The sequence below is a fragment of the Leucobacter triazinivorans genome, assembly GCF_004208635.1.
Classification (GTDB): domain Bacteria; phylum Actinomycetota; class Actinomycetes; order Actinomycetales; family Microbacteriaceae; genus Leucobacter; species Leucobacter triazinivorans.
Map to the genome: position 1 here is coordinate 745,709 of NZ_CP035806.1, position 26,365 is coordinate 772,073.

A 26,365-nucleotide genomic window follows, 5' to 3' on the forward strand; every position below is an offset into this window, starting at 1 on the left:
TCCCTCAACCGGCGGGCGCGCTCTCGCCCACGAGCCCCCACTCCACCGGCGCGGCGCCCTGCTCCCGCAGCGCCGCGTTCGCGCGGCTGAACGGTCTCGTCCCGAAGAACCCGCGCGAGGCCGACAGCGGCGAGGGGTGGGGACTCTCGATGCGCGGCGTCGCACCCAGAAGCGGTCCGAGCGAACGGGCGTCAGCACCCCAGAGGATCGCGACGAGCGGCCCGCCCCGGGCCACGAGCGCACGGATCGCGTGCTCGGTGACCGCTTCCCACCCCTTCCCCCGGTGCGATGCCGGCACCCCCGCGCGCACGGTCAGCACCCTGTTGAGCAGCATCACGCCGTGATCCGCCCACGCGGTCAGATCTCCGTGGGGCGCCGGAGAAACGCCGAGATCATCCTGCAGCTCGCGATAGATGTTCCGCAGGCTGCGCGGGATCGGCCGCACCTCTGGCGCGGTGGCGAAGGAGAGCCCGATCGGATGCCCGGGTGTCGGGTAGGGATCCTGACCGACGATCAGCACGCGCACCCGGGCCAGCGGACGCTGGAACGCGGCGAGGATCCGATCCTCATCCGGCAGTACCCGATGCCCGTCTGCGCGCTCCGCGTCCAAGAAGCGCCCCAGCTCGGCCAGACGGTCTCCCACGGGTTCGAGCGCGTCGGCCCAGTCCTCGGCGATGCGGCCGTCTGAGGCCAGCTCCTGCAGATTCAATCCCATGCCCGCTCCGCCCGTGCGCCGGATTCGATCCTAGCGCGGAGCCGCACCTTCTGCCCTCGCCCGGCCCGGCCCAGGTTACGCGGCGTGTCCCGTCGTCGTTGTCGTGGGCGCGCACGCTCCGTAGGCTGGTGGCGAGCGCAGCACCGCGCGCCCCCTTTCTCCACCACTCTCAGCGAGGAGCACCCATGACCGACCAGACCGCCTGGGGTTTCGAGACCAAGCAGATCCACGCGGGCCAGCAGCCCGACCCCTCGACCGGCGCGCGAGCGCTGCCGATCCATCAGACCACGGCGTTCGTCTTCGACAGCACCGAGCAGGCGGCCAATCGCTTCGCACTCGCCGAGCTCGGCCCCATCTACACCCGCATCACCAACCCGACGCAAGACGTCGCCGAGCAGCGCATCGCGGCGCTCGAGGGCGGCACCGCCGCACTGCTGCTCGCCAGCGGACAGGCGGCGTCGACGTTCGCGGTGCTCAACATCGCGAACTCGGGCGACCACATCGTCTCGTCCAGCTCCATCTACGGCGGCACCTACAACCTCTTCAAGTACTCGCTCGCGAAGCTCGGCATCGAGGTCACCTTCGTCGAGGATCAGGACGATCCGGCCTCGTGGCAGCGCGCGGTGCGACCCAACACCAAGCTCTTCTTCGCCGAGTCGATCGCCAATCCCCGCTCGAACGTGCTCGACATCCGCGCGATCGCCGACGTCGCGCACGAGAACGGGCTGCCCTTCATCGTCGACAACACGGTCGCGAGCCCCTACCTCGTACGCCCGCTCGAGCACGGCGCCGACATCGTGCTGCACTCCGCCACCAAGTTCCTCGGCGGTCACGGCACCACCCTCGGCGGCGTCATCGTCGACGGGGGCACCTTCGAGTGGTCGAAGCACGTCGATCGGTTCCCGGGGCTCACCGAGCCGGATCCCTCGTACAACGGGGTCAGCTACACCGGCGCCGTGGGAGACGCGATCGCCTACATCATCAAGGCGCGTGTGCAGCTGCTGCGCGACCTGGGATCGGCGATCGCTCCGAACAGCGCCTGGCTGCTGCTGCAGGGCATCGAGACGCTGTCGCTGCGCATGGAGCGCCATGTGCAGAACGCGCAGGACGTGGCCGAATGGCTCGACGATCACGATGACGTCGCGACGGTCTACTACTCGGGACTGCCGACGTCGCCCTGGTACGCCGCTGCGAACGCGTATGCGCCGAAGGGCGTGGGCGCGGTGCTCTCCTTCGAGCTGAAGGGCGGAGTCGAAGCGGGCAAGGCGTTCGTCAACGCGGTCGAGCTGTTCAGCCACGTCGCGAACATCGGCGACGTGCGCTCGCTCATCATCCACCCCGCGTCGACGACCCACTCGCAGCTCACCCCCGAGCAGCAGCTCACCGCCGGCGTCACTCCCGGCCTGGTGCGGCTCTCGGTGGGTCTCGAGCACATCGACGACATCAGGAACGACCTCGAGCAGGGCTTCGCCGCGGCGCGCGCGGTCGTCGCCGCCGCCGCGAACTCGTAGGGGGCGGGCAGCAGAAGCCGGAGTCCCGAAGTGCTGCTTCTCCCGGGGTGAAGCGGCAGTTCGGGACTCCGATCTCTGCACGATCGGGATCGGCCGCACGTAACATTCGCCCGGGCTGCGCCGCACCCGGGCAGAATGGGGAACTATGGATTGGCAGACCCCCGAGGACTCGTTCCCCACCGACTTCATCACGGATGCGCAGTTGCGCGCGCTCATGGGGCGTCCGCCGATCTCAGGCGGCTGGCGCGACGGTGACCCTGTGGGCGAGCGCCTGTTCGTGCCGATCGGATCGATCACCACCGAGGCCGGCATCGAGGTCCCGGATGTCCGCATCGCGTACGAGACCTTCGGCGAGTTGAACGAGCGCCGCGACAACGCGATCCTCGTCTTCCACGCGCTCACCGGCGACAGCCACCTCGTCGGCTCGGCCGGGCCCGGCCACCCCACGGATGGCTGGTGGACCGAGATCGTGGGCCCGGGCAGGGCGCTCGACACCGACCGGTACTGCATCATCGCGCCGAACGTGCTGGGCGGGTGCCAGGGTTCGACGGGCCCTGGATCCCTCGACCCCCTGGGCAGGGAGTGGGGCGGCCGCTTCCCCTACCTCACGATCCGGGATCAGGTGGCCGCCACCGCACGCTTCGCCGACGAGATCGGGATCGCCCGCTTCGCGGCCGTGATCGGCGGCTCGATGGGTGGCATGCATGCGCTTGAGTGGAGCCTCACCCAGCGGCATCGCACGGCGCGGCTGGCAGTCATCGCGGCACCGCCCGTCACCACGGCCGACCAGATCGGTCTCAATCTGGTGCAGCTGGAGGCGATCAGGTCCGACCCCTCGTACCGCGGCGGCAACTACTACGACGCCCCCGATGGCATCGGCCCGCACCACGGACTCGCGACCGCGCGACGACTCGCGCTCCTCAACTACCGCAGCCATACCGAGCTCGACGACCGTTTCGGCCGCTCCTGGCAGTCGGCGGTCAGTCCCCTCGGCGGCGGCGGACGCTTCGCCGTGGAGTCGTACCTCGATTTCCACGGCAACAAGTTCACACGCCGCTTCGACGCCAACAGCTACATCACACTGGTGCAGGCCATGAACTCGCACGACGTGGGGCGCGGCCGGGGCGGGGTGCGCGCCGCGCTCTCGACACTCGACCTGCCGACGCTGGTACTCGGGATCCCGAGCGATCGTCTCTTCACCCTCGACGGGCAGGACGAGATCGCCCGCCACACGCCCGGGAGTCTCGACGGGGATCGCGCGACGCGCATCGACTCCCCGTTCGGCCACGACGCATTCCTCATCGAGTTCGAGAAGGTCGGTGCGCAGCTGACGCGGCTGTTGACGGCATAGACGCGCGCCGCCCGCAACGCGAAGGGCTACCCGGTCAGCGATCCGCCTCCCGCGACAGGCTCACGGCGCTCGTCGGGGCGTGTCTCGCCGCGCAAGGGCAGCTTCACCGTGACACGGTACTCGCCATCGGCGCAGACGGCCGTGCAGCTGCCCCCCAGACTTTCGGCACGTTTCACCAGCTGCCGAGGCGCGCTCGCCCGCCTGCTCTCGACGGGTGTGCGCGACTCGATCACCAACCAGCGCCGCCCATCCTCGACGACGCTCCCGATCCCGAGTGCGCTGGTCACTGGCGCGGAGCCGTGTTGCGCGAGGTTCGCCAGCAGCTCGCCCAGCATGAACTGCGCTTGCTCAGCCTCTCGAGCAGGGATCTGCTTCGGGAGCTCCCCCACATGCATCGACAGCTCGATTCCAGCGGCGCCGGCGACCGACCGCATCTCGTTGAGTCGGCGAAGCAGTTCCGTGGAATCCTGCGCTGCGAACGCATCCGGCGACCGCGGATCGCGAAGTCGCTCGAGCAAGCCCCCGAGCTGGGCCTGTGCACGTCCGGTCTCCAGGGCGAGCTCGCCCAGCATTCGCGCGGTGGTATCCCGATCCCGTTCGACCGCGAGTCGCCGCACGATCGCGTCCTGCGCGGTCAAGCAGTGCGCGATCGAGTCCTGCACGTCGGCGGCGACGCCGAGGCGCAGCTGGAGTACCTCTCGTTCGCTCTGCGCAGCCGACTCCCTGCGCAGATCGGTCTCCCGCCGAATACGCGCCTCCAGCAAGAACGCCGTCACTGCGAGCAGCGCATTCTGAGCCCAGGAGGCCTGCGCCTGCGCGAGGACATGGACGTGCGTCGGGTCGGCGCTCACCAGCACCCAGTATTCGCCCGCGATGAGGGCGAGGAAGAGGAGCCACCAGCGCCACTGCCCCAGGCTCAGCAGTACCGCGGCGCCGATGGCGACCGGAGTGTCGAACGGATTCGGCAGCTGCGGGTAGAGAGCGAGGAACACCAGGAACAGCCAGAGCGACACGACCGCAGCGGAGCGGGGGACGAACGCGGCTGCAACGATCAGCACGCAGCTCAGATAGTGCAGCAGCAGGTAGACGAATTCCGAGTTGTCCGGTGAGGATGCTCCGAATCCGGTGACCGCGGCGTGCAGCACGAGCACTCGGATCGGCAAATCGACGAAGCGCGAACCGAGCATCCAGTGCACGACACGAGCGGCTTGCGGCGACCCCACCTCGAGCCACGCCGGCAAAGGCCAGGTTCGCTGTGCGGCGAGCCGAGTACTCACACCAGAATCACCTGTCCTATCAACAGTGAATTCATACTCTTCGCCAGGAGCCAGCACGGTGCAGGCATAGTGCCAAACCGTTGCGAGACGATACCGATCCGCGAACTTCGCGCCGCGGCGCGCGGGCAACCCCAGATGCGACCACCGCCACGGCCGCGCACACAGCGTCCGCCGGGACAATACACACATGAGCACAATTGTGGCCAATACTTGGCATAGCCAACATATGGTAATTTAACGATTCATGCGGCGCAGACCCCTCGCCGATGCACATGAATCGAGGTTTTCGCAATGCAGCATTCCGCTTCGCAGCGCGCTTCGCAGCGCACGGCCGCCCTGTTCGGTGCGCTCACCGGCGCACTCCTCATCCTGACCGGTTGCTCCGTCGTCGACGGGCCCGGCGACGAAGCCTCCGAAGCGGGGCCGCTCGACGCGTACATGTCCGCGCTCTGGGACGGCGAGGAGTACACCCAGGAGCAGCTCGACGCCGAGACGAAGCAGACCGAGGAGCTCATCGCGGAGTGCATGAGCGGGGAGGGTTTCGAGTACGTTCCCAACGTGCAGAACGGCGGCACGATCATCAGCTCCGAGGAGGGCGACGAGATCGACTGGACCTCCGAGGAGTTCATCGAGCAGCACGGCTACGGCATCGTGGACTGGCCGGGCCGGGACGACGCGCAGCACGAGGACCCCGAGGAGTACGTCGACCCCAATCAGGACTACGTCGAGTCGCTCAGCGAATCGGAGCAGACGGCCTACGTCGAGGCGCTGCACGGGCCGCAGCCCACTGAGGAGGAGCTGGCGGCGATGGAGGACGGCGAGGCGGTGTTCGAGTACGACTGGACGACGAGCGGCTGCACCGGCGCGGCGCAGCACCAGGTGCAGTCCGAGAGCGGCGGGGGCATGGCCGCATACGAAGATCCCGAGTTCACGGAGCTCTTCGAATCCATGAATCTGATCTACGATGCGCTCTGGAGCGGGGACGGCTCGAACGACGACATTCTCGCACTCGACCGCGACTGGGCCGATTGCGTGGCCGACGCGGGTCACGACGGATTCGCATCTCCCATGGCGGCACAGGAGGCGCTCACGGAGGAGTACAACGAGCTGCACATGCCCGACGACGAATCGGGCGAGTGGCAGGAGCCGAGCCCGGCCGACGTGAAGAAGTTCCAGGACCGCGAGATCGAGCTCGCACTGGCGGATCTCGAGTGCAAAACGCAGCTCGAGTACGACGATCGCATGTGGAAGATCCAGGTCGAACTGGAGCAGGAGTTCGTCGACGCGCACCGGGCCGAGCTCGAAGCGCTGGTGGCGAAGCACGGCGTCGAGAAGAAGCTGTAGCCGGTGGCGCTGCAGAGGAGGGGGCGCCGGGGCGACGTTGCGCGGGATCCCGCAGCGCCGGATCCACCGGCGCCGGATCCCGCAGCGCCGGATCCACCGGCGCCGGATCCCGCAGCGCAGGATCCCGTGGCGCAGGACCCCGTGGCGCAGGACCCACCCGCGGCGCAGCGGCCGAGGCGCACCTGGTCGGGCACGCGGCTGGTCGTCCTCGTCACGGCGGTCGCGGTCGTGTCCCTGCTCGCCGGCGTCGCGGTGATGCAGTTCGTCGTCTCGCCGGCCGAGATCGCGGCGCGCACCGCCCCGCCCGAGCCGGGTCCGGTCACGGCACCCGTCGAGGAGCGGGTGATCGAGAACACCATAGTGGCGCGCGGCGAGGTCACCTACGCCGACGCGATCGATGTGACGATCGACGCCGCGGCCGGGGAGGAGCGCCCCGTCGTCACGGGGCACGTGCCCGAGATCGGAACCGTGTTGAAGCCCGGCAACATCGCGCTGGAGGTGGCCGGACGGCCCGTCATCGTGCTGCCGGGGACGCTTCCCGCCTACCGCATGCTCAGCGTGGGCATGCGCGGCCCCGATGTCGTTCAGCTGAAGGACGCGCTGGGCGCCCTGGGCTACGCGGCCGGAGATCCCGGATCGGATCTCTTCGACTACGACACCGCCGCGGCGCTCGGCGCGCTCTACGAGCAGACCGGCTACGAGGCGGCCGACGGCGGCTCGGAGGCTCGGCTCGCGCTGCGCGACGCCGAGCGCGCGGTGCGCGACGCCAACACCGCGGTCGCGCAGGCTCAGGCCGACCTGAAGGATGCGAGCGACGGCGGTGCCAGGAACGTGATCGGCGAGCAGGCTGCGGTGAACTCGGCGTGGGTCGAACTCACCGACGCGCAGGAGTCCCTCGTCACCGCCCAGGAAGGGGTGCTGCCCCGGCTCCCGTCGAGCGAGGTGCTCTTCCTCGGCGATCTGCCGCGTCGCGTCGACGACGTCTCGGTGGCGCGCGGCGATATCCTCTCGGGCTCGCCGATGAGCGTCTCCGGCGCAGCGCTCACCATCATCGGATCACTGTCGAAGCAGGACGCCGAGCTGCTGAGCGAGGGAGACGAGGCCTTCTACCCGGGGCCCGGCGGCGAGGAGCTGCACGCGACCGTGCAGCGGATCGCGGCACCCGCTTCGCGCGGCGAATCCGAGGACGGGAGCCAGGAGGAGGGAGCATCCGACGGGAACGGGGGCGGCGGCCAGAGCGGCGGCGACCGCTACACGGTGACGCTGTCTCCCGGCGATCTCACGTCCGAGCAGATCGAGGCGCTGCGCGGCACGAACGTGCGACTGCGCCTGCCGATCGCCTCGACCGACGGAGAGGTGCTGGCGGTGCCGCTCGCCGCACTCTCGGCGGGATCCGGCGGAGAGAACCGCGTCGAGCTGCTGATCGATGCGAAGAACGGGGCCGACGCCGAGACCGAGATCGTCGAGGTCGAGGCCGGGCTGGCGGCCGACGGCTATGTGGAGATCATCTCAGAGGAGCCGCGACTCGTCGCGGGAGCCAAGGTCGTGGTCGGCCGGTGAGCAGCGTCGAGGGCACTTCTCCGGGATCCCGCGCGGCCGACCGTCGGGTGGTCCGTGCAGCGCGTCGCCGGGCGCGCGCCCGGGCCCGCGCGGCGAGCTCCGGCGTCGCAGGGGACATCTGCACCCCCGACGGCTCGGGCCCGCTCATCAGTCTCGACGACGTCACGCGGTTCTTCCCGGGCCCGCCTCCCGTGGCTGCGCTGCGCGGAGTCGATCTCACGGTCGAACGCGGCGACTACCTGGCGATCGTCGGTCCGTCGGGCTCGGGCAAGTCGACGATGCTCAACACGCTCGGACTGCTCGACCGGCCGAGCACGGGCCGCTTCCTCTTCGAGGGCGTCGACGTCTCGCAGCTCGGCGATGACGAGCGCGCCGCGCTGCGCAGCCGGGCCATCGGCTTCGTATTCCAGTCGTTCCATCTGCTGTCCACCCGCACCGTGCTCGAGAACGTGATGCTGGCGGGAGCGTACGCCGGTGCAGGCAGGGAACAGCGGGAACCGCTGGCCCGGGCGGCTCTCGAGCGCGTCGGCCTCTCGCATCGCGTCGACTTCTCCCCCGCAACGCTCTCAGGCGGCGAGCGCCAGCGCGTCGCGATCGCACGGGCCGTCTGCACCTCTCCGAGGCTGCTGCTGGCCGACGAGCCCACCGGCAACCTCGACCGCGAGAACTCCGCGTCGATCATGCGACTCTTCGACGAGCTGGGCGCCGATGGCCTCACGATCGTGATGATCACCCACGACGAGGCGGTCGCGGCGTCGGCGGGCCGGCGGGTGCGCATGCACGACGGCGAGCTCTCGGAGCTGGCATGACGCGCCGGGAGCGCGCCGGTCGGCGCGGTGCGCTGCTGCGGTTCAGAGGTCGCGACCGCGCACGACAGCCGGCGATCTCGCTGCGCGATCTGGCGCACGAGTCGCTCGAGGGGGTCGGTGCACGGCCGTCGCGCCTCGTGATCACCCTGATCGGCACGGTGCTCGGGATCGCCTCGCTCGTCGCGACGATCGGTTTCGCCCAGACCGCCGCGGGGCAGATCGCCCAGCAGTTCGACGCGCTGGCGGCGACACGTGTCACCGTCGAGCCAGGAACGACGAGCACTCCGGGCGGAAAGGAGCGCGCCACATCCCGCATTCCGTGGGACGCCGTGGAGCGCACGGAGACGCTCGCCGGCGTCGAGCGCGCGGCGCTCTACGCGAAGGTGCCGAACGCACCCCGGGTGGACGCGGTGCAGGTGCAGGATCCCTCGGCCGCGCAGCGGAGCTCACCACCCGTGATCGCGGCCTCGCCCGAGCTGCTCGACGTGGTGCGCGGATCGGTGCAGACGGGGCGCTTCTTCGATGCCGGGCACGAAGAGCGGAAGGACCGCGTCGTGGTGCTCGGAACTGGCGCGGCCGAGCAGCTCGGGATCAACCGCGTGACGGGACAGCCCGCGGTCTTCATCGGCGACCGGGCCTACACGGTCATCGGCATTCTCGGAGACGTGGGCACGCGCAGCGGGTTGCTCGACTCCGTGATCGTTCCGGTGAGCACGGCCCGTGCCGGGCTCGGACTCGCCGCGGCCGACAGCCTCGACCTGCGCATCGACATCGGAGCGGGCTCGGTAGTCGCGCGGCAGGCTCCGCTCGCACTCGATCCCAACGCCCCCGAATCCTTCACCGTGTCGGCCCCAGGCACCGCGAACGAGCTCCAGGCGAACGTCGAAGCCGACATCAACGTGCTCTTCCTCGCGATCGGCGTCGTGGCGCTGCTGGGCGGCGGGATCGGCATCGCCAACGTGACGCTGCTCTCCGTGACGGAGCGACGCGGCGAGATCGGTCTGCGGCGAGCGCTGGGGGCGAGAACAGGAGACATCGCCCGCCAGTTCATCCTCGAGTCGCTCACCACGGGCGTACTGGGCGGGCTCATCGGGGTGTCCATCGGCCTCTTCGCGCTCATCGGGGTGTGCCTGATCCAGCATTGGACCCCCGTGATCGCGCTTTGGGCCGCTCCCCTGGGCGTGGTCGTGGGCGCGCTCGTCGGTCTCGCAGCGGGAGCCTACCCCGCAGTGAAGGCGGCGCGGATCGAGCCGGTGGACGCGCTGCGCGACGCTTAGCGGGCGGCGCGACGCACCGCGGCTCGCCGCCCGCGCGCTACGTCGCCGTCGGAGACTCCGCCTCGAGCAGCTCCGCCTGCGGCCGATCCGCGGCAGCGAGGTCGGTGAAGAACCGGATGAGGGTGTCTCGCTCTTCGGGGTCCATGGCCGCGACGACGGCAAAGCGACGCGCGTGCTGGCGTCCGATGGTGTCCCGCGCGGTTCTGCGCGTCGACTCGGTGACGCTGATGACGGTCGTGCGCCGATCGGTGGGGTGGGCCGAGCGTGTGAGATGCCCGGCGGCGACGAGACGGTCGATGAGCTTCGTAGTCGAGGCCGGCGAGATGTCGACGGCGCGCGCGATGTCCTTGGGCGTCATCGTCTCTCCCCTGCGCTGCGCGCCCATGATCATGCGGATCGCACGCATGTCGGTCTCGTTCAGCCGCATGTACCGGGCCGACAGCTTCGCCAGCGCCCGCCAAGACTCCTGCCACACGGCCAGCGCCTCCATCACGGCGAAGGCCTGGGCCGTGTCCGATGCGGAGAGACCATGCGTGTCCACGAGCGTCGGATCGAGAGATGCGCGTCGTGCGGAGGCGTCGGTCTCGCTGCGTCTGCTCATGGTCCCAGTATATATTTGTTATGCTAGGTTTAATATTAGCCAAGCTAACGAAATGGCGCGCAGCGGAATACGACTGGAGATGACGATGACCCGTTCGACCAAGCAAGCGAGCGCCGCCGGCGAGCGGCGCGAGACGAAGCCGCCGCAGGCGGCCGCCGCCCGCTTCGCACCCGGCGCCCGGGTCGCCTCGGCGACCCCCGCCGCGGTCGCGGGCCCCGCTCACGTGGAACAGCCCATGGCCTACGACGCGATTCTGCTGTCGGGGTTCGGCGGCCCCGAGGGCCCCGAGGACGTCATGCCCTTCCTCAGGAACGTGACGCGCGGGCGGGGCATCCCCGATGAGCGGCTCGAAGACGTGGCTCACCACTATCACGCGTTCGGCGGCGTGAGCCCGATCAACGAGCAGAATCGAGAGCTGCGTTCTGCCCTCGAGTCCGCCCTGCAGACGGCAGGGATCCGGATCCCCGTCTACTGGGGCAACCGCAATTGGGCCCCCTACCTGGATGACGTGCTGGCCCAAGCCGCTGCCGATGGCGTGCGCCGCATGCTCGCGATCCCGACGAGCGCCTACTCGTCGTATTCGTCATGCCGCCAGTATCGCGAGGACTGGGCCGACGCCCTCGAGTCGGCCGAGCTGCAGGAGGTGATGCAGATCGACAAGGTGCGTCAGTTCTTCTCCCACCCGGGATTCGTGCAGCCCTTCGTCGACGGCCTGCGCGCGGCGATCCAGGCCGCGGAGGCGGAAGGGCACGAGCGCTCGCGGATGGAGGTGCTCTTCTCGACGCACAGCATCCCCACCGCCGACGCCCGGCTCTCCGGGGCCGGCCTCTTCGACGGTGTGGAGGGCGGCGCCTACGCCGCGCAGCACCTGGCCGTCGCCGAGCGGGTGATGGCCGAGGCCGCGCCCGGGGTGGCCTGGCAGCTCGTCTACCAGTCGCGCTCCGGCTCGCCGTCCACACCCTGGTTGGAGCCCGATATCAACGACGCCATCGAGGCCCTCGAGCATCGCTCGGCCGTGCTCGTCGTGCCGATCGGCTTCGTGAGCGATCACCTGGAGGTGCTGTGGGACCTCGATCACGAGGCCCGTGAGACCGCGGAGCGCGTGGGGCTGCAGATGCACCGAGTGCCCACGCCCGGCACCGACCCCGCCTTCGTCGCCGCGCTCGTCGATCTGGTCCAGGAGCGCGTCGTCGGCCGACCCGTCGGGCGCCGCAGGAACACCACCGGCATCGGGCCCTGGTTCGACGTGTGCCGGCCCGGCTGCTGCGCGAAGGGCGGAGCCTCCCCCCGCCCCGCCATCGCGGGCCTCGTCCCCTAGGATCGTTCGCACAGAACACGGAACACGCAACACGGAGCACGCAACACGCAACACGGAGCACGCAACACGGAGCGCACAGGGCGGCACGTCCGATACCGGCGCGAGCGGAAGGCGAGGGGTCTCATGACGGGTGACGAAGAGGCGACGCGCACGGGTTCCGTCGCGTTCAGCACTCCGGCGGGCTCCGAGGAGTACCTCCGAGCACGACCGAATCCCGATGGCTCGGCCCCCCGAGCACTCGTGCTCGGGGGAACGGGATACGTCGGGGGTCGGCTGATCCCGCGACTGCTCGCCGGCGGGTACCGCGTCCGCGTGCTCACCCGCACGCGGGAGCGCGCATCGGCGGCCGCCTGGGCGGACCGGGTCGAGATCCTGGTCGGTGACGCGTCGGATCGCGACGCCGTGCTGGAGGCGGCCGCGAGCGTGGACGTGCTCTATCACCTGCTGCACTCGATGTCTTCCGGCGCGCACTTCGCCGAGGCCGACCGCCGGATCGCCCGCAACGTCGCGCGCGCCGCCGACGAGCAGGGCGTGCGACGAGTGATCTACCTCGGCGGCCTGCATCCCGAGCACGAGCGCCTCTCCCCGCACCTGGCGTCACGGCGGGAGGTCGGCGAGATCCTCCTCGGGGCGTCCACACCGGCGCTCGTGCTGCAGGCGGGCGTGATCATCGGCTCGGGCTCGGCATCGTTCGAGATGGTCCGGCACCTGACGGAGGTGCTGCCGGTGATGCCGGCGCCCCGATGGGTGCGCAACTTCATCCAGCCGATCGCGATCCGCGACGTGCTGCACTACCTCCTGGCCGCACCGCGCATCGATGCCGAGCTGAACGCCGCGCTCGACATCGGTGGGCCGGACGTGCTGCGCTACGGGCAGATGATGAACGGGTACGCCGTCGAGGCCGGACTGCCGCAGCGGCGGATCGCCTCGCTCCCGGTGCTCACCCCGAAGCTCGCCTCCCACTGGGTGGGGCTCGTGACGCCCGTACCCCGCCAGATCGCGCGCCCGCTGGTGGAATCGCTGCAGCACGACTGCGTCATGCGGAACCACGATATCGACGCGTGGATCCCGCCGCCCCCGGAGGGGCTCACCGGGTACCGCCGCGCAGTGCGGCTCGCTCTCGGCCGCATCGAGCTCGACGAGGTGGAGACGAGCTGGGTGGATGCGCGAATGCCCAGCGCACCGAGCGACCCGATGCCGAGCGATCCCGAGTGGGCGGGGCGGACGGTGTTCGTTGATGCGCGCCGGAAGACGTCGGCGGCGGATCCCGCGGCCGTCTGGCGATCCATCACCCAGATCGGCGGGGCGACCGGCTGGTACTCGGCGCCGGTACTGTGGGCGCTTCGCGGATTTCTCGACAGATGCCTCGGCGGGGTCGGCCTGCAGCGCGGCAGGCGGTCGCGCGCACGGCTGGCCGCCGGCGACGCCCTCGACGTCTGGCGCGTCGAGACGCTGGTGCCGGAGCGCCTGCTGCGGCTGCGCGCCGAGATGCGCGTTCCCGGCGAAGCCTGGCTCGAACTCGGCGTCGAGCCGCAGGGAACGGGGTCCACCTACCGTCAGCGCGCGGTGTTCTTCCCTCGAGGTCTCAGCGGCCGACTGTACTGGCTGGCGATGCTGCCCTTCCACGGGCTGATCTTCAGTGGAATGGTCAATCGCATCGTGACCCGGTCCGAAGCCGAGTCGGCGCCCGAACCCCGATCGCAGCCCGACTCGGCGACTCCGACGAGCGGCTGATCGCGCGGCGGATCGCGACGTTGGGCCGCTTCCCACCTTCGGGGCGTAGTCTCAGCGGGTACGCCGGACACGAGGGATCGGGGCTGTGGCAGTGGTGGAGATGAGTCGCTCTGCGAGAACCATCGGGTTCGTCGCGACGGTGTCTGCTGCGCTGCCCCTCTGCCTCGTCGGCTGCGCCGCAGCTCCGAGTGCGAGCGTGCAGGCGGCCGAACTGCGCGCCGCGGTCGATTCCGATCTACTCGAGGTGCCGGCGACGCGTGTCTACGACGTCTCGGGAACGCGCCTGCTCGCTCCGGGGGACAATCCGGTGCTGGAGTCCCTGCTCGACGAGCGCGTCACGTCGGCGGGATACCTGGTGCTCAACGACGGCGTGATCACGGAGGCGAGATACGAGGTGAACGCCGAGGGATTACCCCGGGCCGAGTTCGTGCTCACCGAGCCGACGGCCCTGCGACGGGCGAACAGCGAGGTCGGCACCGTGACCGTCACGGGCACGCTCTCGGTGAACGGCTCCGTGCGCAACGGCACGAGTGTTCGACTGACGCCGACGGCGCTGAGCGAGGACGCCGCAGAGTTCGACGTCACGCTCAGCGTGCCAGACAACCCGCTGATCGCGAGCGGCGAGCTCCCGATCGACGAGATCTCGGCGCACCTCGTGCTCGTCGCCCGCTGAGCAGGCGCTCGCCGGCCGACTACTCGTACCGCTGCCGCTTGGTCGCGTCGTGGATCTCGCCGACGAGCTCTTCGATCACGTCCTCGAGGAACACGACGCCCAGCTCGGCACCCTCCGAATCGTGGATGCGGGCGAGATGGATCCCGCGCGCCTGCATGCGGGCGAGCACGTCTTCCAGCTCGGTCGCCGCGTGGATCGAGATCATCTCGCGAATGCGCTTCGGCGGGATCGGCTCCGCGATGCGCTCCTCCCCGAGGCGCACCAGATCCTTGATGTGCACGTAGCCGTCGAGCTCGCCGTCGGTGCCCGCGATGGGATAGCGGGAGAATCCGCGCCTGGCGACCGCAGCCTCCACATCGCCCGGAGTGGCGCCCGCCGGCAGCATCACGAGTCGATCGAGCGGCACGAGCAGATCCTCGGCGCGCTTGGTGGTGAACTCGAACGCCGCGGTCAGCGCACCGCTGCGATCCTCCAGCACGCCCTCTCTCGTCGAGTGGCTCACGATGCTCGCGACTTCCTCGAGCGTGTAGGTGCTGGTGGTCTCGGACTTCGGTTCGACGCCGAACAGCCGAAGCACACCGTTCGCGATCGCGTTGAGCGCGGCGATCACGTGGCGCAGCAGCCGCGACACCGCGACGAGCGGCGGCGCGAGCAGCAGAACCGCCTGATCCGGCATCGAGAACGCCGCGTTCTTCGGCACCATCTCGCCGAACACCACGTGCAGGTACGAGACGCCGAGCAGCGTGAGCACGAACGCCGTGATGCTCACCGCTTCGGGCGCCAGACCCGTCCACGCGAGCGGCCCCTCGAGCAGGTGATGGATCGCGGGCTCCGACACGTTCAGGATCAGCAGCGAGCACACGGTGATGCCGAGCTGACTCGTCGCCAGCATGAGCGTGGCATGCTCCATCGCGTAGAGCGCGGTCTTCGCGCGTTTCGACCCGGCTTCGGCCCGAGGCTCGATCTGGGAGCGGCGGGCGGAGATGACGGCGAACTCCGCGCCCACGAAGAACGCATTGACCACGAGCAGCAGCACGAGCCAGACGATGCCCAACCAGTCGCTCATCGTCCGTCCTCCCGGTGCGCCTGATCCTCGACCCCGTCGGGCAACGGCGCGCTCGTGTAGCGCAGGCGGGCGATCCGGCGCCCGTCCATGCGCTCGACGCGCAGCGTGCCGCCGTCGGCGAGCACGACCTCGTCACCCGGCTCGGGTATGCGCCCGAGCTCGCGCAGCACGAACCCGGCGACCGTGTCGTACTCGTCGCCGCCCGGGATATCGATGCCGGTTTGCTCGAGCACCTCGTCGGGCCGCAGATCCGCCGGGAAGGTCATCTCCTCGGCCGTGCCCACCACGCCCGCGGCCGCGCGATCGTGCTCGTCGGCCACTTCTCCGACGATCTCCTCGACGAGGTCCTCGAGCGTCACGATGCCCGCAGTGCCGCCGTACTCGTCCACGACGATGGCGAGCTGGAAGCCGGTGGCGCGCAGCTCCTCGAGCAGCTGGTCGAGCCGCATCGTCTCGGGCACGCGGACCGGATCCTCCGCGAGCGCAGCGACGGGAACTTCGGGGCGCCGCGCCCGCGGCACGGCCACCGCCTGCTTGACATGCACGACCCCGACCACGTCGTCGCGATCCTCGTCGATCACCGGGAAGCGCGAGAAGCCGGTGCGGCCCGACAGCTCGAGCACCGCCGTCGCGGGTTCGAGCCGCTGCAGGCTCTCGACTTTGAGCCGGGGCGTCATGACGTCGGCCGCCGTGAGTTCCGAGAAGCGGAGGGTGCGATCGAGCAGCGTCGCCGTGTCGGCCTCGAGCAGACCCGCACTCGCCGAGTGGCGCACGAGCGACGAGAGCTCCTCGGCCGACCGCGCCCCGGAGAGCTCCTCCTTGGGCTCAATGCCGATGCCGCGGAGGATGCCGTTGGCACTGCCGTTGAGCACGAGGATCGCCGGCTTGAACGTCGTGGTGAACGCCGCCTGAGCCGGCATCACGAGCCGCGCCGTGGCGAGCGGCCGGGCGAGCGCGAAGTTCTTGGGGACGAGCTCGCCGACGATCATGGAGAATACCGTGGCGAGGGCGACGGCGACGGGCGCGCTGATCGCGCGCCGCAGGCCCTCCGGCACGCCCAGCGCCCCGAGCGGGCCGTCGAGGAAGCCGCTGATGGCCGGCTCCAGGGTGTATCCCGCGAGCAGCGTCGTCAGAGTGATGCCCAGCTGGGCGCTCGAGAGATGCGTCGAGGTGATGGACAGGCCGCGGATCACGCGGTCGAGACCGCGCTCGCCCGCCGTGCGGCGCCGCTCGAGGTCCTGGCGATCGAGCGCCACGAGCGAGAACTCGGCTGCGACGAAGATGCCGGTGCCCGCCGTGAGCAGGATGCCGATGAGCAGGAGTATCCAGTCGTTCACCGGCGACTCCGGGTGGATGCGTCGGGCCGCGCCGCAGCGCGGCCGGTACTCGGGGGCTCCGCCGGTCTTCGAGAGTCTGCGTCCATAGGCTACGAAACTCTAGCAGCTGAGATCCCGGATTCGGCTGTGAGTATGGCGGCATCACCATGCCGAAAGGCGTAGGCTTGGGTGCGGTACGGCTATGGAGCCTCACCCCCGGCTACTACACCTGTTGCCTCACCCGGCATGAAACGAGAGGACGTCGCTTTGGCGGAGCGAACGGAGACCACCGGACACGCTGGTCCCGCAGAAGATTTCGGTGCAAACGAGTGGCTCGTCGATGAGCTGTGGAAGCAGTATCAGGTCGACAAGAACTCCGTGGACCGCTCCTGGTGGCCGGTTCTCGAGAAGTACGGCGCCTCGGCGCCGAGCCCCACAGTCCCGCAGCCGCAGCAGCAATCGCAGCCGCAGGTCAGCACGGGCCCCTCCACCACTCCGATCACCACTCCGGCCCAGCCCGCGCGCACCACGAACGCCGCTCCCCGAGAGGCGCCGATCCCGGCGGACGCTCCGCGCACCGCGCCCCGTGTCGAAGCCGCCGAAGCCGCCGAGACGCAGGAGGACTCGGTCACTCCGCTGCGCGGCATGGCCCGCACGCTCTCCAAGAACATGGATCAGAGCCTCACGGTCCCGACCGCCACGAGCGTGCGCACCGTCCCGGCGAAGCTGCTGATCGACAATCGAATCGTGGTCAACAATCACCTGCGCCGCAGCCGCGGCGGCAAGGTGTCGTTCACCCACCTCATCGGCTGGGCGCTGATCCAGTCCCTCAAGGAGTTCCCCAGCCAGAACGTGGCCTACGCCGAGGTCGACGGCAAGCCCTCGATCGTGGCGCCCGCCCATATCGGGCTCGGGATCGCCATCGACGTGCCGAAGCCGGACGGCACGCGTTCCCTGCTCGTCCCGTCCATCAAGCGCGCCGAGACGCTCGACTTCAACGAGTACCTCGCGGCATATGAGGATCTGGTGAAGCGGGCGCGCGACAACAAGCTCACCGCCGGAGACTTCCAGGGCACGACGCTCTCGCTCACGAACCCCGGCGGCATCGGCACCGAGCACTCCGTGCCGCGCCTCATGCAGGGGCAGGGCTGCATCATCGGCGCGGGCGCCCTCGAGTACCCGGCCGAGTTCCAGGGAGCCTCGCAGGAGGTGCTCACCAACCTCGGCATCGGCAAGACGATCACGCTCACGAGCACCTACGATCACCGCGTGATCCAGGGGGCCGGTTCGGGCGAGTTCCTGAAGCTCGTGCACGAGCGCCTCACGGGAAGCCACCGCTTCTTCGAGGAGATCTTCGCTGCGCTGCGCATCCCCTACAAGCCCGTGCAGTGGGCCTCCGACATCCACGTCGACATCTCAGGGGCCGTCGACAAGACTGCGCGCGTGCAGGAGCTCATCAACTCATTCCGCGTGCGCGGCCACATGATGGCCGACGTCGACCCGCTCGAGTACCAGCAGCGCACCCACCCCGACCTCGAGATCGAGTCTCACGGGCTCACGTTCTGGGATCTCGATCGCGAGTTCGTCACCGGCGGCATCGGCGGCAAGCGCGCCATGAAGCTGCGCGACATCCTGGGCGTGCTGCGCGACTCGTACTGCCGCAAGATCGGCATCGAGTACATGCACATCCAGGATCCCGCGCAGCGCCTCTGGCTGCGCGAGCAGCTCGAGGTGCCCTATGCCAAGCCGAGCCGTGACGAGCAGATGCGCATCCTCGAGAAGCTCAACGAGGCCGAGGCCTTCGAGACCTTCCTGCAGACCAAGTACGTCGGCCAGAAGCGCTTCAGCCTCGAGGGCGGCGAGTCGGTCATTCCGCTGCTCGACGCGATGCTCATCGACGCGGCGGAGGACGGCGTCGACAGCGTCGACATCGGCATGGCGCACCGCGGCCGCCTCAATGTGCTCTCGAACATCGCCGGCAAGACCTACGGCCAGATCTTCCGGGAATTCGAGGGCGCGCAGGCCCAGAAGGGCGGATCCGGCGACGTCAAGTACCACCTCGGCACCTCGGGGGTGTTCACCGCCCCGAATGGCACCCAGGTGCCCATCCACCTCGCCGCCAACCCGTCCCACCTGGAGACGGTCAACGGCGTGCTCGAGGGAATCGTGCGTGCCAAGCAGGATCTCAAGCCGATCGGTTCGTTCACCACACTCCCGATCCTCGTGCACGGCGATGCGGCGATGGCCGGCCAGGGAGTCGTGTACGAGACCCTGCAGATGTCGCAGTTGCGCGGCTACCGCACCGGCGGCACGATCCACATCATCATCAACAACCAGGTGGGCTTCACAACGCTGCCCATCGATTCCCGCTCCGGCGTCTACTCCTCCGAGGTCGGCAAGGTGGTGCAGGCCCCGATCTTCCACGTCAACGGCGATGACCCCGAGTCTGTCGTGCGCGTGGCGAAGCTCGCCTACGAGTTCCGTCAGCGCTTCCACATCGACGTCATCATCGACCTCGTGTGCTACCGCCGACGCGGTCACAACGAGGGCGACGATCCGTCGATGACCCAGCCGCTCATGACCGACCTGATCGAGGCCAAGCGCTCGACCCGTCGTCTGTACACGGGCGCGCTGGTGGGTCGCGGCGATATCACCGAGGAGGAGTACGAGAAGGCGAAGCAGGACTTCCAGGATCGCCTCGAGCTCGCCTTCCAGGAGACGCACGCCGCGCAGACGGGATCGATCCCGGTCGTGGGCGCGAGCGGGATCGCCGAACTCGGCGAGGTCGGGGGCCCCGGCCCCGCCCCGCTCGAGACGGCGGTCGACCGCAGCGTCGTCGAACGAGTGGGCGACGCCTTCGGCAACAAGCCCGAGGGCTTCACCGTGCACCAGAAGCTGCAGCAGCTGCTCAACAAGCGCGTCGAGATGAGCCGCGAGGGCGGGATCGACTGGGGCTTCGGCGAGCTGATCGCGCTGGGATCCCTGCTGGTCGAGGGCACCGCGGTACGCTTCGTCGGACAGGACGCGCGCCGGGGCACCTTCGCACAGCGCCACGCGGTCTTCCACGACCGCAGGAACGGGCAGGAGTGGATCCCGCTGCTCAACCTGTCTGACGAGCAGGCGCGGTTCTGGATCTACGACTCTCTGCTCTCGGAGTACGCCGCACTCGCCTTCGAGTACGGCTACTCGCTGCAGCGGGAGGACGCCCTGGTGCTGTGGGAGGCGCAGTTCGGCGACTTCGCGAACACGGCGCAGGCCGTCATCGACGAGTACATCGCCGCGGCCGAGCAGAAGTGGGGGCAGCGCTCGTCGGTCGTGCTGCTGCTGCCGCACGGCTACGAGGGGCAGGGACCCGACCACTCCTCCGCCCGCATCGAGCGCTACCTGCAGCTCTGCGCCGAGGACAACATGATCGTCGCCCGCCCGTCGACTCCGGCCAACTACTTCCACCTGCTCCGCCGTCAGGCCTACGCCCGTCCGCGCAAGCCGCTCATCGTCTTCACCCCGAAGTCGATGCTCCGCCTGCGAGGCGCCACCTCGTCCGTCGACGAGTTCACGAGCGGCACCTTCCAGCCCGTGCTCGACGACCCCCGCATCGAGGATCAGCAGGCCGTCGAGCGCGTGCTGCTCGTGTCCGGCAAGATCTACTACGATCTGCGCACGGCACTCGAGAAGCGCCCCGATCCGCGCGTCGCGCTCGTGCGCGTCGAGCAGTACTACCCGATCCCCGGCCCCCAGCTCGGGCGGGTGCTCACGCAGTACGCCGGCGCAGAACTCGTCTGGGTGCAGGACGAGCCCGAGAACCAGGGGGCCTGGCCCTTCATCTCGCTCGAACTGTCGAAGCACCTGGCGAACGACCGCATTCGCGTGATCTCCCGCCCCGCGTCGGCAGCGCCCTCCACCGGATCCGCCAAGGTGCACGCAGTCGAGCAAGAGGCCCTGCTCGCACGCGCCCTGCAGTTCGACGCCTAGGCGGCGCGCAGGTGCAGCAGCCGCTCCTCGGACAGACGCCTTCGCGGGGTGAGAGCACGCCCGCGGGGCCGAACGTCGGCGGTATCGCACAGCGCATCGCGTCCGCCATCTCGATGGGCATGCTGAGCGTGGGCGAGCGGCTGCCGCCCGAGGCCGAGCTGGCGAGCCAGTTCGGGATCGCGGTCGCGACGCTGCGCAAGGCGCTGGCGACGCTGCGCGCGCAGGGCGTGGTCGAGACGCGGCGCGGCCGTAACGGCGGAACGTTCGTGGTGCAGGCGCCGTTCCCGTCGTCAGAGGCGCTGCAGGCCTCGTTGCACGCCACGAGTCTCGTGGCGCTGCGCGACTTCTTCGACGAGCACGCCGCCGTGTCCGGCATGGCCGCCCGACTCGCTGCCGAGCGCACGGAGCCCGGGCGTCGCACCCGGCTCGCCGAGTTCGCCTTTCAAGCGCGCGAGGCTCGGAACGCGCGCGAACGGTCGATGGCCGACAGCCGGTTCCACTTCGAGGTCGCGGTGCTCAGCCATTCGCAGCGACTGCTGGCGGCCGAGCAGCGGCTGCAGTCGGAGCTCTCGCCGTTCCTCTGGTGCGAGGGCGTCTGCCACGCTTCCGCACAGCTCGCGTTCACCGAGCACCTCGCCATCACCACCGCGATCGAGCAGCAGCGGGCCGAGGAGGCGCAGCAGTTGGCGGTCGACCATGTCAGGGGGAACATGCGGTTGATCATCGACGGGAAGATCGCTCTCGGGCGCGTGCGGGGCACGACCAGGCCCGCCGGCGCCCTCGAGGGGTTCCGATGAGCACTCCGGAGACGGTGCAGTCGGCGGTCGACCGGCTGAGCGAGTGGTTCATGCAGCACTTCGAACGCCTCGACGCCCTCGCCGACGAGCTCATCTCGACGCTGCGGTTCAACGACGCCGGTCACCTCGAGATCAGCGACTCCACGCGGCGGCGCCTGAAGTCGGCCGCGGTGCGCTTCCTCGCCGACGACGAGACCATCGACGGCTGCGGCCTCATCTTCGCGCACTCCGCGCTGGGCACCGAGAACGGCCACCTCGAGTGGTGGGTGCGCGAGGACGAGTCTCGCTTCGCGCGCTACTCGTTCGGTGTGGTGCCCGGAGCCGATCGCTACTACGACTACGAGCATCACGAGTGGTTCATCCGCTCGTTCCACGAGGGGACCCCCGCGCTCGTCGGGCCCTACATCGACTACCTCGGCGTGGAGGCCTACGTGCTCACGCTCACGGTGCCGGCCGAGATCGGCGGATCGCGGGTGGGCGCCGTCGGCAACGACATCCAAGTGTCGGATCTCGAAGCGGTGCTGCTCCCCGTACTGCTGGAGCATCGCTCCCCCATGGCGCTGATCGGGCGCCACGGCAACGTCATCTTCGGCAATTCATCCCGGTTCCTCCCCGGCGACTTCGTGCCCGATTCGCTGCCGGGCTTTCGCCGGGCGCGAATCGCTCCCGAACAGGCGGGCGTGCAGTTGCTCTACGCCGAAGACTGACCGCCCCGCGGAGGTCGCCCAGCGGCGCCCCCACCCGTCATCCTGCGCGAAGGTCGCCCAGCGGCGCCCCCACCCGTCATCCTGCGCGAAGGTCGCCCAGCGACCGCAGTCGCAGGATCCACACCCGGGGTGGATCCTGCGACTCGCTCCGCTCGCGCAGGATGACCGAAGGGCCTGAGCTCGCGCAGGATGACCGAGGGGCTCCGCCCCCACCCGTCATCCTGCGCGAAGGTCGCGCAGCGACCGCAGTCGCAGGATCCACACCTCACTCGTACCACCCGGCCGCGAGATCCTCCCACGACGGATTCTCACGCTCGATCAGGTCGATCTTCCAACGCCTCGAGCGATTCTTGATCTTCTTCTCGAGCGCGATCGCGTCGACGATGTTCTCTCCTGCGACGTACCAGACGAGGCTCGTCACGTCGTAGCGATCCGTGAACCCGGGAACGAGGTGGTTCCGATGCTCGTACACGCGGCGGGCAAGATCGGAGGTGACCCCGACATAGAGCGTGCCATTGTAACCGCTGGCGAGCAAATAGACGTACGCATGCCGATTCATACAGACATCATCGCCGATGGGGGCGGATGGATCCTGCGACTCGCTCCGCTCGCGCAGGATGACCGAGGGTCGCAGCGCCCGCTGAACGCGCTACGCCGAGGCGGGAGCGCTCGTGGCGCGCACCTGCGCCTCCGCCAGCGCAGCGAAGCGGTCGGCGACGGCGCCCCACACCCGGCGCAGCTCGGGCTCGGCGGCCAGCACCTCGTCGACGACCGCGTCCTCTGCGAGACCGAGATCCACGAGCCCCTGCCGATCCTCATCGACCCAGTCCCGCGCGGTGCCGCCGAGTGCCTCGGGATGGAACTGCACGCCCCAGGCCGCCTCGCCGATGCGGAACGCCTGATTGCGGCAGGGCCCGCTCGACGCGAGCAGGCGCGCGCCGGCCGGCAGCTCGCCGGCTTCGAGGTAGTGCCACTGCACCGCGACGGCATCGCTCGCGGCGAGTCCGTCGAAGAGCGGGTCGCCCGCGGCGTCGGCAGCGAAGGAGACCGTGTGCAGTCCTACCTCCGGGCCCGCCACCGCCTCGCGCACGCGCCCGCCGGTCGCGGTGACGAGCAGCTGCGCACCGAGGCAGATCCCCAGCGTCGGCACGCCGCGCGCGACGCCCTCCACCAGCAGGCGCCGAGTGGCCGGCAGCCACGGCGCGTCCCCGTCATCGGTCGGCCCCATCGACCCTCCGAGCACGATCAGGCCGTCGTACCCGTCGAGCGATGCCGGCACCTCGGCGCCCGCATCGGGGCCCACGGTCTCGAGCACCACGCCCTGCGCGGCGATCCTCTCGCCGAAGAGCCCGATCCCGGCATTCTCCTGATGCTCCACCACGAGCACTCTCGCGCCGCTCATACCCGCTCCTCCGCACTCGTCCTCATCCGCGCCCGATCCACGAGCCAATCGAAGAGGGCCTGCTGCCGCGCGTCCATCGCGGCGGTGTCCTCCGGATGCCACTGTACCGCGATCAGTTCGGCATCCTCGCGCTCGACGGCCTCGACGACTCCGTCCGGGGCCCGCCCCACGACGCGCAGCCCCGCCCCCACTCGATCCACCGCCTGATGGTGGTAGGACGAGACCGGCAGCGTGGATATCCCGAGCGCTCCCGCGAGCGCCGAATCGGGCTCGAGCGTCACCTCGTGCACCTCATTGCGATGCGGGCTGTCGGCGGGAAGATCCTGCACCAGAGTGCCGCCGTGCTCGACGTTCAGCAGCTGGAAGCCGCGGCAGATCGCCAGCACCGGGATCCCGAGGCGCAGGGCCGCCTCCATCATGTCGGCCTCGAACTGATCCTGCGCGGCGAAATCCGCGGGGGCCGTCGCATCGATCGGCGCCTGCCCGTAGCGGCGGGGATCGACGTCGGCTCCGCCGGGCACGAGCAGCCCGTCGAGGCCCTGCAGCCGCTCCTCGGCAGGCGCGGCGCTCTCGGCGAAGAGCGTCAGCGGCTCGCCACCCGCCCGGATCACGGAGCGCAGCACCGCTGCCGCGACGGCGCTCCCGTCGAAGCGCAGGCCGTGGATCCGGTTCGACCACATCCCGGTCACTCCGATGCGCGGGGTCGCCCCGCCGCCGCGGATATCGGTCACGGTCAGTCCTCGCTCTGCAGCGGGAACGGCAGCAGCGGCATCCACCTGCTCCAGACCTGTTCCAGGGAGCCGTCGGCGATGATCGCCTCGAGTGCGGCGTCGATCTCCTCGCGCAGCGCATCGTTGCCGGGAGCGACCCCGATGCCCCAGCGATTGCCGGTGAGCACGGTGAACGCCTCGACGAAGTCGGGATCCTCCTGCCCCAGCGGGATCATCACCACGTCGTCGTCGACGAACCCGTCGATCTCACCGGAACGAGTGGCCGCGATCATGTCGCCGAACACGTCATCGCTCGCACCGAAGCTCACGAGCTCCGCCCCGGCGAACGTCTCGGCGAGCTTCATATTGGTGGAGTTCGCGATCGCGCCGATGCGGTACCCCTCGAGTTCGTCGGCAGAACGGGCGGGATCGTCTGCGCGCACGATGAGCGTCTCGTTGAAGACGGCGTACGGGTGCGTGAAGTCGACGAGGGCCGCCCGCTCCTCCGTCATGCCCTGGCCGCACCAGACGGCGTCGGCATCACCGCGGCGCACCGCGGGGATCATCTCCTCCCACGGCACCATGACCCACTCGATGTCGGCGCCGAGGCGCTCCGCGACGAGCGCGGCCGCCTCCGGCTCGTAGCCGCCGCGGGTGCGGCCGTCGGTGCTCTTCGAGAAGAGCGGCAGCGCTTCCGAATCGATGCAGGCCAGACGGATGGTCCGAGCTTTCTGTGCTCCGGTATCGGTGGTGGTCACGGAATCGCCTCCCAGTACTGTTCGAATTCCCACTGTGTGATCTGGCCGCAGTAGCGCGCCCACTCATCCCGCTTCAGCTGCAGGAAGATCCGGGTGAGCTCCTCCGGCATCGCCGCCATGAGGTACTCGTCGGCCTCGAAGGCCTCGATCGCGCTGCCGAGCGTGTTGGGTACCACGACTCCGGCGATCGCGTCGCTCGGCACCCCCGGGTCTCCCGGATCCATCTGCGCCTCGAGCCCGTGCTCGATCGCGGCGAGCAGATAGAGGTGCGAGAGATATGGATTGACGCTGGCATCCGGCAGACGGTACTCCATACGGCCGTTGGCCGAGATCCGGATCGCGACGCCCCGGGTGTCGAGCCCCCAGTCGGCCCCCGACGGCGCGAACTGGCCCGCGTCCCAGTAGCGCTTGTAGGAGTTGACGGTCGATCCCATGACGAGCATCGATCCTGGGGTGTGCAGCAGCATGCCGGCGATCGCCTGACGAGCGGTCTCGGTGGCGTGCAGCTCCACCCGCCCGTCCTCGATCACGTTCTCGGCCGAGCCGTCATCGGCGAGCCGCCACAGGCTCAGGTTGTGGTGGCAGCCGTTGCCCATCTTGCCGTTGTACGGCTTCGGCATGAAGCTGGCCTGCAGACCGAGCTCGCGCGCCACCTGCTTGCAGATCTGGCGGTAGGTGGTCATGCGCTCCGAGGTGCGCTCGGCCCGGTCGTAGTTCCAGTTCAGCTCGATCTGGCCGTCGTCCTCATAATCGCCCTGGATCATGTCGAAGTCGAGCGCCTGGCCGTAGCTGATGACCTTCTTGAATACGGGACGCATCTTCTCGAGGTTCTCGACCTGGTAGGCGGGGCTCTGATCGTCCTTCGTGACGACCTCGATGCCGGGCCCGACCCAGGTCATCTCTGGCTCGAGACCGCTGCGCAGCTCGAGCCCGGTGCGCTCGGAGAACGCGCGGTGCGCCGCGGTGAAGAGCGCGCGGGTGTCGAGCGGGATCAGGCGGCCGCCGTCCTCGCCGAGGTGGGGCGGGTCGTAGGCGGTGCAGAAGATGCGGCCCACTTCGGGATCCCACGGCAGCACCTGGAAGGTCTCCGGTTCGGGCAGCCCCCAGAACTCGTGCGCTTCGACGCCGCCGCCGATGAGCTCGCCCTCCCTGCTGGTCTGCAGATCGGTGAGCGCGGTGCGGTGGAAGGCGATGCCCTTGCGCAGCATGCGCTCGTAGTGCTCGGCGGGCACCACCTTGGCAACGGTGCGGGCGCCGAGCGTGGGGATCATGTAGTAGATGTACTTGACGCCGGTCTCGCGGATTCGCGCGCCGAGCGCCGCCACGGTGTCGGGTGCGAGGTTCGCCTCCTGATGCCGCGCGAACGCCATCTTATCGGCGAGGATCTCGCGCAGCGAAGCACCGAAGCTTCCGCCGCTCTGAGGGTCGGACATGGGGTTCCTTTCGTCGTTGGAAGGTCTGTCGTGC

Annotated in this window: 22 protein-coding genes; 12 read left to right on the forward strand and 10 right to left on the reverse strand. The window is 69.5% G+C overall.

The features are described 5' to 3' along the window. Positions 1 to 4: 4 nt before the first annotated feature. Positions 5 to 715, reverse strand: a complete 711-nt coding sequence (locus tag EVS81_RS03400; protein WP_130109139.1) for a uracil-DNA glycosylase — start codon at positions 713 to 715, stop codon at positions 5 to 7. A gap of 185 nt (positions 716 to 900) precedes the next feature. Between EVS81_RS03400 and EVS81_RS03405 the strand changes: the two genes are divergently transcribed. Then, a complete protein-coding gene (locus EVS81_RS03405; RefSeq protein ID WP_130109140.1) occupies positions 901 to 2,226 on the forward strand; it encodes a bifunctional o-acetylhomoserine/o-acetylserine sulfhydrylase in 1,326 nt (441 codons plus the stop codon). 145 nt (positions 2,227 to 2,371) lie between these two features. Further along, a complete protein-coding gene (gene metX, locus EVS81_RS03410; RefSeq protein WP_130109141.1) occupies positions 2,372 to 3,577 on the forward strand; it encodes a homoserine O-acetyltransferase MetX in 1,206 nt (401 codons plus the stop codon). 26 nt (positions 3,578 to 3,603) lie between these two features. Here metX and EVS81_RS03415 read toward each other — a convergent pair whose 3' ends face one another. Further along, entirely contained in the window at positions 3,604 to 4,854 is a 1,251-nt protein-coding gene (locus tag EVS81_RS03415; RefSeq protein WP_130109142.1) for a sensor histidine kinase, read from the reverse strand. Positions 4,855 to 5,145: 291 nt separating this feature from the next. Here EVS81_RS03415 and EVS81_RS03420 point away from each other — a divergent pair, with 291 nt between their 5' ends. Genes EVS81_RS03420 through EVS81_RS03440 form a run of 4 tightly spaced genes read left to right on the forward strand, consistent with a single transcriptional unit; the run spans position 5,146 to position 9,844 of the window. After that, positions 5,146 to 6,198, forward strand: coding sequence for a hypothetical protein (locus tag EVS81_RS03420; RefSeq protein ID WP_130109143.1), 1,053 nt, complete (start codon positions 5,146 to 5,148; stop codon positions 6,196 to 6,198). A gap of 3 nt (positions 6,199 to 6,201) precedes the next feature. Continuing rightward, positions 6,202 to 7,758 (forward strand): hypothetical protein, encoded by a 1,557-nt coding sequence (locus EVS81_RS03430; RefSeq protein WP_240739947.1) that lies wholly within the window; start codon positions 6,202 to 6,204, stop codon positions 7,756 to 7,758. Beyond that, positions 7,755 to 8,567 (forward strand): ABC transporter ATP-binding protein, encoded by an 813-nt coding sequence (locus EVS81_RS03435; RefSeq protein ID WP_130109144.1) that lies wholly within the window; start codon positions 7,755 to 7,757, stop codon positions 8,565 to 8,567. Before EVS81_RS03430 ends, EVS81_RS03435 begins: the two co-directional genes overlap by 4 nt. After that, the gene (locus EVS81_RS03440; protein WP_130109145.1) at positions 8,564 to 9,844 is read left to right on the forward strand and encodes an ABC transporter permease; all 1,281 of its coding nucleotides are present in this window, start codon (positions 8,564 to 8,566) and stop codon (positions 9,842 to 9,844) included. Before EVS81_RS03435 ends, EVS81_RS03440 begins: the two co-directional genes overlap by 4 nt. A 37-nt stretch (positions 9,845 to 9,881) precedes the next feature. On the opposite strand, the gene EVS81_RS03445 is transcribed toward EVS81_RS03440, so the two are convergent. Next, positions 9,882 to 10,445, reverse strand: a complete 564-nt coding sequence (locus EVS81_RS03445) for a MarR family winged helix-turn-helix transcriptional regulator (protein ID WP_130109146.1) — start codon at positions 10,443 to 10,445, stop codon at positions 9,882 to 9,884. Between the two features lie 85 nt (positions 10,446 to 10,530). Between EVS81_RS03445 and EVS81_RS03450 the strand changes: the two genes are divergently transcribed. From EVS81_RS03450 to EVS81_RS03460, 3 genes are all read left to right on the forward strand, one after another. Beyond that, positions 10,531 to 11,763, forward strand: a complete 1,233-nt coding sequence (locus tag EVS81_RS03450) for a ferrochelatase (protein ID WP_130109147.1) — start codon at positions 10,531 to 10,533, stop codon at positions 11,761 to 11,763. A gap of 123 nt (positions 11,764 to 11,886) precedes the next feature. Next, on the forward strand, positions 11,887 to 13,497 hold the full coding sequence (locus EVS81_RS03455) for an SDR family oxidoreductase (RefSeq protein ID WP_130109148.1): 1,611 nt from the start codon (positions 11,887 to 11,889) through the stop codon (positions 13,495 to 13,497). Between the two features lie 85 nt (positions 13,498 to 13,582). Beyond that, positions 13,583 to 14,170 (forward strand): hypothetical protein, encoded by a 588-nt coding sequence (locus EVS81_RS03460; RefSeq protein WP_130109149.1) that lies wholly within the window; start codon positions 13,583 to 13,585, stop codon positions 14,168 to 14,170. A 19-nt stretch (positions 14,171 to 14,189) separates the two neighbouring features. Here the strand turns inward: EVS81_RS03460 and EVS81_RS03465 are convergent, their stop codons facing one another. Together EVS81_RS03465 and EVS81_RS03470 are read right to left on the reverse strand one after the other, a co-directional pair. Next, the gene (locus EVS81_RS03465) at positions 14,190 to 15,236 is read right to left on the reverse strand and encodes a hemolysin family protein (protein WP_130109150.1); all 1,047 of its coding nucleotides are present in this window, start codon (positions 15,234 to 15,236) and stop codon (positions 14,190 to 14,192) included. Beyond that, positions 15,233 to 16,573, reverse strand: a complete 1,341-nt coding sequence (locus EVS81_RS03470) for a hemolysin family protein (protein WP_130109151.1) — start codon at positions 16,571 to 16,573, stop codon at positions 15,233 to 15,235. Before EVS81_RS03470 ends, EVS81_RS03465 begins: the two co-directional genes overlap by 4 nt. A 246-nt stretch (positions 16,574 to 16,819) precedes the next feature. On the opposite strand from EVS81_RS03470, the gene EVS81_RS03475 reads away from it, so the two are divergent. From EVS81_RS03475 to EVS81_RS03485, 3 genes are read left to right on the forward strand one after another with little or no spacing between them, the layout of a single operon-like run. After that, positions 16,820 to 20,524, forward strand: a complete 3,705-nt coding sequence (locus tag EVS81_RS03475; protein WP_130109152.1) for a multifunctional oxoglutarate decarboxylase/oxoglutarate dehydrogenase thiamine pyrophosphate-binding subunit/dihydrolipoyllysine-residue succinyltransferase subunit — start codon at positions 16,820 to 16,822, stop codon at positions 20,522 to 20,524. Between the two features lie 11 nt (positions 20,525 to 20,535). Further along, a complete protein-coding gene (locus tag EVS81_RS03480) occupies positions 20,536 to 21,321 on the forward strand; it encodes a FadR/GntR family transcriptional regulator (RefSeq protein ID WP_130109153.1) in 786 nt (261 codons plus the stop codon). Next, the gene (locus EVS81_RS03485; protein WP_130109154.1) at positions 21,318 to 22,028 is read left to right on the forward strand and encodes a cache domain-containing protein; all 711 of its coding nucleotides are present in this window, start codon (positions 21,318 to 21,320) and stop codon (positions 22,026 to 22,028) included. The genes EVS81_RS03480 and EVS81_RS03485 overlap by 4 nt, the downstream gene beginning before the upstream one ends. Positions 22,029 to 22,293: 265 nt before the next feature. Here EVS81_RS03485 and EVS81_RS03490 read toward each other — a convergent pair whose 3' ends face one another. The 5 genes from EVS81_RS03490 to EVS81_RS03510 all read right to left on the reverse strand — a co-directional run bounded on the left by EVS81_RS03490 (position 22,294) and on the right by EVS81_RS03510 (position 26,331). Beyond that, positions 22,294 to 22,587, reverse strand: coding sequence for a GIY-YIG nuclease family protein (locus EVS81_RS03490; protein WP_130109155.1), 294 nt, complete (start codon positions 22,585 to 22,587; stop codon positions 22,294 to 22,296). A 90-nt stretch (positions 22,588 to 22,677) separates the two neighbouring features. Beyond that, complete coding sequence (locus tag EVS81_RS03495) at positions 22,678 to 23,430, reverse strand: type 1 glutamine amidotransferase (RefSeq protein WP_165384171.1); 753 nt, start codon at positions 23,428 to 23,430, stop codon at positions 22,678 to 22,680. Beyond that, positions 23,427 to 24,161: a gamma-glutamyl-gamma-aminobutyrate hydrolase family protein gene (locus tag EVS81_RS03500; protein ID WP_240739948.1), complete on the reverse strand. Its 735-nt coding sequence runs from the start codon at positions 24,159 to 24,161 to the stop codon at positions 23,427 to 23,429. The genes EVS81_RS03495 and EVS81_RS03500 overlap by 4 nt, the downstream gene beginning before the upstream one ends. 2 nt (positions 24,162 to 24,163) lie before the next feature. Next, positions 24,164 to 24,898: a substrate-binding periplasmic protein gene (locus tag EVS81_RS03505; RefSeq protein WP_130109156.1), complete on the reverse strand. Its 735-nt coding sequence runs from the start codon at positions 24,896 to 24,898 to the stop codon at positions 24,164 to 24,166. Next, positions 24,895 to 26,331: a glutamine synthetase family protein gene (locus EVS81_RS03510; RefSeq protein ID WP_130109157.1), complete on the reverse strand. Its 1,437-nt coding sequence runs from the start codon at positions 26,329 to 26,331 to the stop codon at positions 24,895 to 24,897. The genes EVS81_RS03505 and EVS81_RS03510 overlap by 4 nt, the downstream gene beginning before the upstream one ends. Positions 26,332 to 26,365: the final 34 nt, after the last annotated feature.

Bases quoted from the DNA above. Each gene is read 5' to 3' on its own strand.
- EVS81_RS03400 (WP_130109139.1), bottom strand. From the start codon at position 715: ATGGGATTGAATCTGCAGGAGCTGGCCTCAGACGGCCGCATCGCCGAG.
- EVS81_RS03405 (WP_130109140.1), top strand. From the start codon at position 901: ATGACCGACCAGACCGCCTGGGGTTTCGAGACCAAGCAGATCCACGCG.
- metX (WP_130109141.1), top strand. From the start codon at position 2,372: ATGGATTGGCAGACCCCCGAGGACTCGTTCCCCACCGACTTCATCACG.
- EVS81_RS03420 (WP_130109143.1), top strand. From the start codon at position 5,146: ATGCAGCATTCCGCTTCGCAGCGCGCTTCGCAGCGCACGGCCGCCCTG.
- EVS81_RS03440 (WP_130109145.1), top strand. From the start codon at position 8,564: ATGACGCGCCGGGAGCGCGCCGGTCGGCGCGGTGCGCTGCTGCGGTTC.
- EVS81_RS03445 (WP_130109146.1), bottom strand. From the start codon at position 10,445: ATGAGCAGACGCAGCGAGACCGACGCCTCCGCACGACGCGCATCTCTC.
- EVS81_RS03450 (WP_130109147.1), top strand. From the start codon at position 10,531: ATGACCCGTTCGACCAAGCAAGCGAGCGCCGCCGGCGAGCGGCGCGAG.
- EVS81_RS03455 (WP_130109148.1), top strand. From the start codon at position 11,887: ATGACGGGTGACGAAGAGGCGACGCGCACGGGTTCCGTCGCGTTCAGC.
- EVS81_RS03465 (WP_130109150.1), bottom strand. From the start codon at position 15,236: ATGAGCGACTGGTTGGGCATCGTCTGGCTCGTGCTGCTGCTCGTGGTC.
- EVS81_RS03485 (WP_130109154.1), top strand. From the start codon at position 21,318: ATGAGCACTCCGGAGACGGTGCAGTCGGCGGTCGACCGGCTGAGCGAG.
- EVS81_RS03490 (WP_130109155.1), bottom strand. From the start codon at position 22,587: ATGAATCGGCATGCGTACGTCTATTTGCTCGCCAGCGGTTACAATGGC.
- EVS81_RS03495 (WP_165384171.1), bottom strand. From the start codon at position 23,430: ATGAGCGGCGCGAGAGTGCTCGTGGTGGAGCATCAGGAGAATGCCGGG.
- EVS81_RS03510 (WP_130109157.1), bottom strand. From the start codon at position 26,331: ATGTCCGACCCTCAGAGCGGCGGAAGCTTCGGTGCTTCGCTGCGCGAG.